At 53.6% G+C, this 9,923-nt stretch carries 10 protein-coding genes; all 10 read right to left on the bottom strand.

What is annotated here, in order from left to right; genetic code table 11:
- Positions 1 to 77: ATP-binding cassette domain-containing protein (locus BP822_RS12125; protein WP_286878370.1), on the bottom strand; the 77-nt coding region annotated here is incomplete at its 3' end.
- 43 nt (positions 78 to 120) lie between these two features.
- Positions 121 to 1,014, bottom strand: coding sequence for an ABC transporter permease (locus tag BP822_RS12120; protein WP_013718505.1), 894 nt, complete (start codon positions 1,012 to 1,014; stop codon positions 121 to 123).
- A gap of 74 nt (positions 1,015 to 1,088) precedes the next feature.
- Positions 1,089 to 1,880 carry a molybdate ABC transporter substrate-binding protein gene (gene modA, locus BP822_RS12115; RefSeq protein WP_276620848.1) on the bottom strand — a complete coding sequence of 264 codons (792 nt, stop codon included), beginning with the start codon at positions 1,878 to 1,880 and terminating at the stop codon, positions 1,089 to 1,091.
- Between the two features lie 318 nt (positions 1,881 to 2,198).
- On the bottom strand, positions 2,199 to 3,503 hold the full coding sequence (locus BP822_RS12110; protein ID WP_286859237.1) for a nitrogenase component 1: 1,305 nt from the start codon (positions 3,501 to 3,503) through the stop codon (positions 2,199 to 2,201).
- Entirely contained in the window at positions 3,496 to 4,923 is a 1,428-nt protein-coding gene (nifE, locus tag BP822_RS12105) for a nitrogenase iron-molybdenum cofactor biosynthesis protein NifE (RefSeq protein WP_013718502.1), read from the bottom strand. Before nifE ends, BP822_RS12110 begins: the two co-directional genes overlap by 8 nt.
- A 12-nt stretch (positions 4,924 to 4,935) precedes the next feature.
- The gene (nifK, locus tag BP822_RS12100; protein WP_013718501.1) at positions 4,936 to 6,294 is read right to left on the bottom strand and encodes a nitrogenase molybdenum-iron protein subunit beta; all 1,359 of its coding nucleotides are present in this window, start codon (positions 6,292 to 6,294) and stop codon (positions 4,936 to 4,938) included.
- On the bottom strand, positions 6,287 to 7,897 hold the full coding sequence (gene nifD / locus BP822_RS12095) for a nitrogenase molybdenum-iron protein alpha chain (RefSeq protein WP_048131724.1): 1,611 nt from the start codon (positions 7,895 to 7,897) through the stop codon (positions 6,287 to 6,289). The genes nifK and nifD overlap by 8 nt, the downstream gene beginning before the upstream one ends.
- Positions 7,894 to 8,268, bottom strand: a complete 375-nt coding sequence (locus tag BP822_RS12090; protein WP_013718499.1) for a P-II family nitrogen regulator — start codon at positions 8,266 to 8,268, stop codon at positions 7,894 to 7,896. The genes nifD and BP822_RS12090 overlap by 4 nt, the downstream gene beginning before the upstream one ends.
- A 3-nt stretch (positions 8,269 to 8,271) precedes the next feature.
- A complete protein-coding gene (locus BP822_RS12085; protein WP_013718498.1) occupies positions 8,272 to 8,589 on the bottom strand; it encodes a P-II family nitrogen regulator in 318 nt (105 codons plus the stop codon).
- The gene (cfbC, locus tag BP822_RS12080) at positions 8,586 to 9,401 is read right to left on the bottom strand and encodes a Ni-sirohydrochlorin a,c-diamide reductive cyclase ATP-dependent reductase subunit (RefSeq protein WP_013718497.1); all 816 of its coding nucleotides are present in this window, start codon (positions 9,399 to 9,401) and stop codon (positions 8,586 to 8,588) included. The genes BP822_RS12085 and cfbC overlap by 4 nt, the downstream gene beginning before the upstream one ends.
- Positions 9,402 to 9,923 lie beyond the last annotated feature (522 nt).

The following is a 9,923-nucleotide window of genomic DNA, read 5'->3' as shown; positions in this document are numbered from 1 at the left end:
GCCACTAAATTCAGCAGGCTGGTCTTCCCACAGCCGTTATCCCCCACCAGCATCAGGATCTCGCCTTCTTTGATCATCATTTTAACCTCGAGATCGAAATCCCGAAGCCCCTTTTTAATGTCAATTTCCAGCATTCTTATACACCCGCCGGGTTAGAGTCTTTACCAGGAATATGACCACAAATGAAATGGCCACCAGTATTATGGCAATACACAGGGAGACGTCCAGATCGCCTTGCATGGCTGTATAGATGGCCAGAGGCATGGTCTGCGTCCTGCCCTGAAAGTTGCCGGCAAACATGATAGTAGCTCCAAACTCTCCCAGAGAGCGGGCGAAGGCCATTATGGCCCCGGAGACGAGGCCGTTGATGGCTATGGGCAGGATGACATGAAAGAAGGTGTAGATCCGTGAACCTCCCAGGGTTCGAGCCGCATTCTCGAGAGCAATGTCCACATCTTCGAAGCTCGTCCTCGCCTGGCGAATGTAAAAGGGGCTGGAGACGAATACCTGGGCTATGATCACCGCCAGAGTGGTGAAGGCGATGCTTATTCCAAAGGCGTCCAGGTAATGGCCAACGATTCCCATCCGGCCAAAGGCCATGAGTAGGGCAATTCCTGCCACCGCAGGAGGCATGATAACAGGCAGATCAATCAGAGAGTCGGCCAGCTCCTTGCCGAAATATCGAAATCGAGCGCTGACGTAGGCGATAGGCGTTCCCATTAATACCACAGTGATGGTGGTCAGGGTGGAGGTCATAAGACTGAGTCTGAGTGCATCCATTACCACTGGATCATGAAGAGATTGGAGAGTAGTGTCCAGAGGGCTTCTGAGGAAGAGCGCGACTACAGGCAGAGCTATGAAGGTTATGGCAATTATCAGTAAGAGGGCCAAACTCGCTTTTAGAGCCACCTCCCGTAACCTGGAAAGAATGCTGACGCTCTCTTGTCCCCGACCTGCCAGCTCAGCAAGATCTCTTTTGCCGAGACGATTGATGTCTATTTGATTGGAAGCCATTGGTCACTCGATCTCTTCATTAAATTCTCTCGGTTTTGTTTCTTTCCCTGGCCTAAAAAAAAGAGATCTTCCGGTTAAGCAGCAGCAGCTGACGCCGAAGCAGTCTCCTCATGCATCATAGGCTCGCGTTCGACGGGAGCGAAGCCGTACTTTTCCAGGACCGCTCTGCCCTCATCCGACATAACCAGATCCATGAACCTCTGGCTCTCGGCAGGATACTTTGATTCCAGAAGCATTCCCATGGGGTACTCGGCTATGATATTGTATTCGTCCGGGATAACTATCTTGTCTATCTTGCTTGTCATATCCTGGGTGATATCGGAGATATATGCAAATCCGGCATCTGCTTCTCCCAGGGCCACTTTGGTCACCACGTAGTTGACATTTGTCTCTTGAGAGATGACATTGGCCAGCACATCTCTCTCATAATCCGGACCATATGCAGAGTCGTTGCCAAGCCTGGCTATGATCTGCAGAGCATAGTCGCCCACCGGTACATCCTTTGTTCCCATGACGATCTTGACACCCGGCCGGGCGAGGTCTGAGAGGTTGGTGATCTTTGCAGGGTTATCCTTGGGAATGATGAGCGAGAGCTTATTTCTTGTGAAGATGGCGACGCTGCTGTTGTTCATTAGCCTGCTCTCTCTTACGGCATTCATCTGCTTCGTATTGGCTGAAGCGAAGAGATCGGCATAAGCACCGTTTTCGAGCTGGGTGCGCAGTGCCTGTGAGCCGTCGAAGTTGAATGCCACATGGATGCCGGTTTCGTTCTCGTATATCTCTCCTATTTCGCCAAAAGCTCCTGTCAGCGAAGCTGCTGTAAAGACTATGAGCTCATCCGGCGATTGGGCGAATCCTGCAGACATGGAAAGGACCAGGGCTGCAAAAAATGCGATAAATATACTTTTTTTCATCAAAGCTTTGCCCTCCTGAAATGCAACGATTATTATTTATATCTTGGTATGCTTCAATATGCTTCGATCTTTCAGCTAATTTCAATATACTCAGATATATTCTCAATAATCATATGCACTAACTTATCTCTAATTAGTGAGCTAATATGTAAACTTATTTAAGCCTTGCCGGATGGAACAAAATCACCTCAAAATCCTGAGCTCTCAGACCTGTGGCCCAGACCCTTATGGCAAGACCGCCTGTCCGGCTGCTTGATGATGCCCCATTGTTCAAAGGTTATTCTCATCCAGCAGAGCATTGGTTATGGCATCCGCAAGCCGGGTGGCACCCTCGTACCCAACCAGGAGCTGCCGCGTTGCTCCCACTCGATCGTGGTTGGGAAGCCCCACCCGCACCAGAGGTATTCCCTCTTTTTTTGATATCTGACGGCCATTGGAGGTGCCCAGCATCAGGTCGATTCTTGCATTCCTTATTTTGTCGTGGATCTGGCTGAAATCAGCCCCCAGGAGAATTAGGGCATCCTCAGACGCCGCCCTTATCTCCGCCTCAAAGCGGGTGCTTCTCAATCCGGTTGCCACAACGGCCGGAATTGCTCCCGCCTCACAGAGGAACCTTGTCAGTCCTAGAACAATATCGGAATCTCCATAAACTGCCACCCTGACCCCTGCCAGGTATTTGTGAACATCAGCCAGGGTATCAAGCAGCCTGCCCCTCTGGGCCTCATATCTCTCGGGAAGTGCAATTCCAGTCTGCTCCTCCAGCATGGATACGAATAGGTCGGTATCTTTAAGGCCAATGGGCAGGGGCAGAGCCGTTTGCGGCACTCTGAACTCTCGTTCCAAAAATCCCCCAGCCGAACTGCTCTGGAAGCGCCCGCCGATGGTCAGTGTACAGCGTGAGTTGGCAGTGTCAACCATATCCTCTAGTGTTGTGCCACCCTCTGTGATCCTTGGCGGGTTTTCCTCTCGCGGAGCATCAAGGGTCTCAGATATATCGGGAAACAGGATGAACCCGTCTGCAAATCCCCAATCAATAATCATATTTTTGAGGTAGCGCACATCCGCTGGAGAAACAAACGATCCGATGATCAGATTTATCCTGCCGCCGGGCTCTGTTCTCCTGGCCAGGCTCTGAACCAATGCCTGGAGCGCTCTGGCATATCCTTCCTCATGAGAGGCGGAATAGCTGGGAGTGGACACTGGAATGATTGGGATATTGGATTTCTCCTCGGCACGGAATTCATTTATGATCTGGACGATGTCGTCTCCAATGGTCTCGGCAAGACAGGTCGTGGCTACGCCGATGGCCTTGGGGCTGTAACCGATGATGAGGTTATTCAGACCCATCTTCAGGTTGGCAGAGCCACCATAAACCGTCCCCTTCTCGCTCAGTGCCGAGGATGCAATATCCACTGGCTCCCGGAAGTGGTGGGCGAGGTACAATCGCATATAGGTAGCACAGCCCTGAGAGCCGTGAAACAGAGGCATGCACCCCTCGACTCCCCGGAAAGCCAGGACCGATCCCATGGGCATGCACATATTGCAGGGATTTATTGTGGAATAGCTCTCAGACATCGGCCTGTACACCTCCTTCTGCTGCTTTCTCGATACCTTTCTCGATTTCCAAACCTCTTGAACCTGCAATAGGACTTGGTCTATGCAGGGGCAGCCTCCAGACAGGGCTGTTCAGGCTGGCATCCAGCTCTCGGGCAAAGTTGATCAGGCCGTCATAGCCCTCAAAGCTGGTGGTTCGGTCGTGGTTGAAGTCGCAAAAAGCGATTCCAAGTTTATAAGCAAGAAACCTCTCTTTGACCCCTGCCACCAGCAGATCGGCCTTTTGGACTGCCAGCAGCTCCCTCAGCTCAAGAGGATTGGCATCGTCCACAATTACCGTCCCGTCCCTGACCATGCAGCTTATCTTCCGGTAGTCGTCCCGGTCACCGGTCTGCGTTCCTATGATCACCACCTCCATTCCCAGCTCCTCGAAAGCTCTGACCAGGGAGACTGCTTTGGCAGCGCCACCCATGTAGATGGCGGCCTTCTTTCCCTGGACCCGGGAACGGTAGTAGACGATCTTTGGCATGACCCGAGCCGTCTCCCGTTCGATTATCTCCTCTGCCTTTGCCAGCATGCTCTGGTCTGCAAAGAATCGAGCAGCGCAGCGCAGAGCTGATGCCAAATCCCCAAGGCCGAAGAAGCTGATGTGCTGGTAGGGAATGCCATACCTCTCTTCCATCTTCTTTGCGAGGTAGGTCATGGAGCCGCTGCACTGGACCAGATTCAGCCGGGCGGTATGAGATCTCTGGATCTCTGCTACCCTGCCGTCTCCAGTAAATGTGGCTACCACCTCGATCCCCATCTCCTCAAATAGGGGCTTGATGGCCCAGAGGTCTCCGGCAACGTTGTACTCCCCGAGGAGGTTTATGGCATAAGGGATGGCAGGCCTGTATTCCTTCGTGCCGACCAGCTCGAATAGAGCATTACAGGCAGCCTTGTAGCCCTCATTCTTGTTTCCGCGAAAGCCTTCCGACCGGACAGGAATGACGGGCAGGCCAAGCTCTGCGGTAGCGCTACGGCAGACTGCTTTCAGGTCATCTCCAATAATCCCCACGATGCAGGTGGAATAGACGAATATGGCCGGGGGATGAAACCTCTCCGCCAGATCACGAATGGCTCTTGCCAGCTTCTTCTCGCCGCCATAAACGACATCCAGCTCCGACATGTCTGTGGAAAAGCTGTTCTTATAGAGGTCCGGACCGGAGGAGGAACTCCCTCTGATATCCCAGGTATAGCTGGCACAGCCGATGGGGCCGTGCACCAGATGAAGGGCATCGGTGAGGGGATTGAGCACTACCCGGGCTCCGGAATAAACGCATGCCCTCTGGCTGACGGCACCAGCGAGGCTCTCGTTGCTGCAGGAGAGGGACACAGGATCATAGCCCGTTTTCTGGGATATGTGACCCTCTCTGCCTTCAAAGGTCTTGATCACGCTCATGGTAGTTGTTTCCTACAGGACCATCTCGAAATGAGTGTCGTCCGAGTCTCTGTCACGCCTCTCCAGAAAGGCGTTGCCTATCATCTCCACCAGGCGGGCAGCTCCGGCGTAGCCGATGATGGGGAAGTAATGCAGATTGGCCCGATCGGTTATGGGGAACCCCACCCGCACCAGCGGTATATCCTCTGCCCTGGCTATCAGCTTGCCATAGGTATTACTGACGAGCATATCCACCGGATTGTTCTTGATCTTCTGGTGCAGGAGGAATGTGTCTCCTATCATTGCTTCACAGTCAGGCGAGACACTATGAACCTCTTCTTCGAACTTCTTGTCTGGAGTGCCCGTGAGCGCATATGTGGGGTTCATGCCCATCTCCACTGCCAGGCTGACCAGTCCTGCGACGGTATCAGGGTCTCCAAAGATAGCCAAGCTCTTGCCATGGAAGTGGGGATGGGCATCGGTCATCATGTCCACCAGCCTGCCTCTTTCTTCCTCTATCCCCTGGGGAATGGGCACATCCATGAGGCTGGAGACGTTCATCACAAATGCATCGGAATTACGAATGCCAATGGGCATGGGGCCGATGACGGCGGGAATCTGGAACTTGCCCTTCAGGACCATGGCTCCGGAGGCGCCAGCAGTCCTTCCCAGAGCTATGGTAGCACGGGAATTGGCGGCGTCTTTCAAGTCCGGGATGGTTGTTCCACCCGGCGGAAAAAGTCCGCCTGATTGGGGTGACATCGGTGCGTCGAATACGTCCGTGGTATCAGGGAATATGATATGGCGAACGCCCATAATGCCAAGTATCCTCTTGATCTCACGAATGTCTCCTGGCTCCACGAAACCGGGAATGACATTCAGCTTGCCGTTGGGCGATCCCCTGCGAGCAAAGCTCTGGACGATGGCCTTTACCGCATTGTCATAGCCGGTGATGTGCGATCCAACGTAGCTGGGTGTGCTGGCAATGACGACGCGCACATTGGGGTCGAAGAACTCCTCTTCTTTGATCTCTTCCATGAAGGAGGAGACATCGTCGCCTATGGTCTCTGAGGAGCAGGTCGTATTGATGGCGAGAACATCGGGATGATAGATGTTCACCACGTTATCAACCGCCTCTTTGAGGTTGTTTCTGCCTCCGAATACCACCGAGTCCTCTGTAAATGAGGAGGTAGCAGCGAGCGTCGGCTCTCGGTAGTGGCGGGCCAACACCATGCGCAGGTATGAGCTGCACCCCTGCGAGCCGTGGGTGATGGGCATGCAGTTGTGGATGCCTTTATAGGCCAGGATGGCGCCGATGGGCTGGCAGATCTTGGCCGGGTTTATGACCAGGGTCTCTCTTTGCGCCATCTCTTTTGGTGTATAGTCAAGCATTACTCTTCTGCCTCCAGGGTGGGGTTATAAATTTCCAGGTGGGGCTATTCACAGACATGTCGATGTCCTTGGCGAACTGCACAAAGCCCGAAAAGCCGGTGTAAGGGCCGCTGTAGTCATAAGAGTGCATCTGGCGGGAGGGAATGTGCATCTTCTGGAAGACGTACTTGTCTTTTATCCCCGAGCAGAAGAGGTCCACCCCCAATTCCCTTACCAGCCGCTCGCACTCCTGATGGCTGTAGTCATCGATCATTATCTGGCCATCCTTCATGTGGGGGAGCAGGCCCTCGTAATCCATGAGCCTCGGAATCTTCTCCTTCTTCTTCTGGAGCGCTTCGTTGTCATACGGCGAGACGACGTTCGGGTCGCGTTCGTAGTGGATGTCCTCAAGGACTTTGGAGCGTCCGGTGTGGACGATGCTGGTGAGGATCTTTCTGCCTTCGTAGTCGTCCCGGTGGGCGAACTCGTATCCGGCCACGACTACCTCCATTCCCAGAGTCTCGAACATGTTCCTGAAGTGGTGCGCTCTTGAGCCACCGACCAGGATCATGACCCTCTTTCCAGCCAGCCTCTTTCTGTACATATCGATCGTCGGCTGGATCTTGGCCATCTCCTCGTCAATCACAGCTTCAGTTCTTCTGGTAAGGCCGGGATCGTCGAAGAACGCTGCCATATCCCGCAGCGTCTTGATGGTATCCTCCACTCCCAGGTAGTTGACCTTCAGCCAGGGAATGCCGTACTTCTCTTCCATCATGCGGTTGGTGTAGTTGATGGAGCGGTGGCAGAGCAGGATGTTCAGCTTTGCCCTATGAGCTTTGGCGATATCGTGGAACGAGGCGTCGCCAGTGAAGGGGCTCACTATGCGGTAGCCCACTCTCTCCAGAAGGTCCTTGACCACCCAGTAGTCTCCACCGATGTTGTACTCTCCGAAGACGTTGACGTCGAAGGGTCCGGGATTCTCCAGCTCCTCCGTGCCCACCAGATGCTCCATCAGAGCGTTGGAGGCGATGTGGTGCCCAGCGGATTGAGAAACGCCCCGGTAGCCTTCGCAGCGTACTGGGATAATCTTGATTTTGAGGTCCTCTTCTGCCTTGCGACAGACCGATTCTATATCGTCGCCTATGAGGCCGATGGGGCAGGTGCAAAAGACAGAGATGCACTCCGGCTTGAAGATGGCATAGGCCTCCCTGATAGCTGTAGCCAGCTTCTTCTCGGCGCCAAAGACTATGTCCGTCTCCTTGACGTCTGTACTCAGGCAGTAGCCCGAATAACACTCTCTGCCCTCATCCTGGCTCATCAGGTTGCGGCGCGTTCCCCAGGTGAAGTAGGCGCAGCCGATGGGGCCGTGGGTGATGTGCAGGATGTCTTTGATCGGCCCGAAAACCACCCCCTTGGAGCCGGCATAAGCGCAACCGCGGTTGGTCAGGATGCCCGGAACGCTGCGGTCGTTGGCTTCGATCCTCTGTTCGATCTCGCAGGAGTCCTTGACTACAACATGCTTTTTTCTGATGTCCTGCGTTTTTTGGGGAAGTCCTTTCACCATCGCTTCGACCGTCTGCCGGCTCCGGGCAATGGTTACTGGCTCTCTTTCGACTCCGCTCATGATATGGCCACGCTCCCTCTCTCTCCGGTTCTTATTCTGACTGATTCTTCCATCGGGCTGACGAAGATTCGGCCATCGCCATAGTTTCCAGTTCGGTTCACTTTGGTGATCACTGCCACTACCGCGGGAACGAATTCGTCTTCCACCATAACCGAGATCATCCTCTTGGGGATATATTTCATCCTCTTTTCATCCCTCTCATCTCTCTCATCCCTCTCATCCAGCGGCGTTGGATGAGGTATCTGCAGACCTTTCTGCTTTCCCCGTCCAGAAGCCTTGTAGGCGGTAAAGCTGCTAATTCCGATGACCTCCAGTGCGTCTTTGGTCGCCTCCATCTTGTTCAGCTGGATGATGGCTATTACTTCTTTCATTTTCTACAGCCCTCTCTGGCCGGTTCGGATGGTGTAGGCTTCGTCTACCGAGCTGATGAAGATCTTGCCGTCTCCAATATTCCCGGTCCTGGCGCTGTCCTCGATGATCTTGACCGACTTCTCAACGCTATCGTCATCGACAACCAGCATGATCATGGTCTTGGGAAGGTTGTCATACACAACGTTGCCAACCTTGATGCCCTTCTGCTTGCCTCTGCCGAAGACCTCGATTCGGGTTAAGGCAGTGAAGCCGCCTGTCTCCAGGGAGTCAGCGACCTTATCCACAGCCTCCGGTCTTATGACTGCCCGGATCATCTTCATTCCACAACACCCCATTCCATCATGACCTGTTCCAGCTCTTCATACTCCATCGGCTTTGGGATAACGAACATCTGGTTCTCGTCCACGGCCTTGGCCAGCGCCAAATAGGCTTTGGCCTGGTCTGAGTCTGGAGCATATTGGATCACTGTCTGCTTGTGGATCTCTGACTGGTGGACGATGTTGTCTCTGGGCACGAACTGGATCATCTGGCTGCCGATCTTCTCGGCAAAAGCGCTTACCAGCTCCCGTTCCCGGTCGACGTTTCTGGAGTTGCAGATGATGCCGCCCAGACGCGTTCCGCCGGACTCGGCGAACTTCTGGATGCCCTTGCAGATGTTGTTGGCGGCATAAAGAGCCATCATCTCTCCGGAGGCCACGATGTAGATCTCCTGGGCCTTTCCTTCCCGGATGGGCATAGCGAAGCCGCCGCAGACGACGTCTCCCAGGACGTCGTAGAAGACATAGTCGAGGTCTGGGGTGTAGGCTCCCAGGTTCTCAAGGAGGCCGATGGAGGTGATTATCCCGCGACCTGCACAGCCCACGCCCGGTTCCGGGCCTCCGGACTCGACGCAGCGAATGCCTCCAAAGCCGGTCTTCAGTACGTCATCCAATTCTCCTTCTCCTTCCTTTCGAAGGGTGTCAAGAACTGATGGCTGTCTCTTGCCGTTCATGAGCATCTTCACGGAGTCTGCTTTGGGGTCGCAGCCTATCTGCATGATCTTCTTGCCCATGGTCGAGAGGGCTGCTGTGAGATTTTGGGTGGTGGTCGACTTGCCGATTCCGCCTTTGCCGTAAATGGCTATCTGCCTCATATTACACCTGAATTCATTTAGGAACGATTCTGATTTTTTTAGGATTATGCCGGAGGGGTGGTTCGCCTCCGGATCTATGCCCGCTATAAAGTTGGGAGGAGGGCCCAACTTCGAAGGATATGCGCTTGAAATGAAATGCTCGTATTCTGTAGTCGTGTCTGGTCGCCTCACCTCCAGGATAGCAGTGGGAGGCGGGATATAAGGAACTATTTGAGAAAGATGGCAGAGGATATCGGAATTGTGCGGGGAAATTGTGAAAAGGTATGAGAAGAGCTTAACAAGGGACGAGCTAGATAAGGGAAGACTCGTAGAATTTTATTACATCGGGAGCGCGGAGGGTCACGAATACCCCGACCTTCAGGTTGGGATGAAGTGAACCCTCGCCCGGTTTTCATGTTTTCTTAGATTTGATTAACAAGGACTCTCTGGGAACCGAAAACAGAGTTACGATAATTTCTGACTAAGGGTATCTGGTCAACGAAAGCTTGACATTCCAGGATTCAGTCAAACAGCGCACCCCGC

The organism is Methanosaeta sp. UBA458 (assembly GCF_002496085.1).
In the GTDB taxonomy this organism is placed as follows: Archaea; Halobacteriota; Methanosarcinia; order Methanotrichales; family Methanotrichaceae; genus Methanothrix; species Methanothrix soehngenii.
Note: the sequence above shows the minus strand (reverse complement) of the source record. Positions and strands in the feature narration are given on the sequence as shown.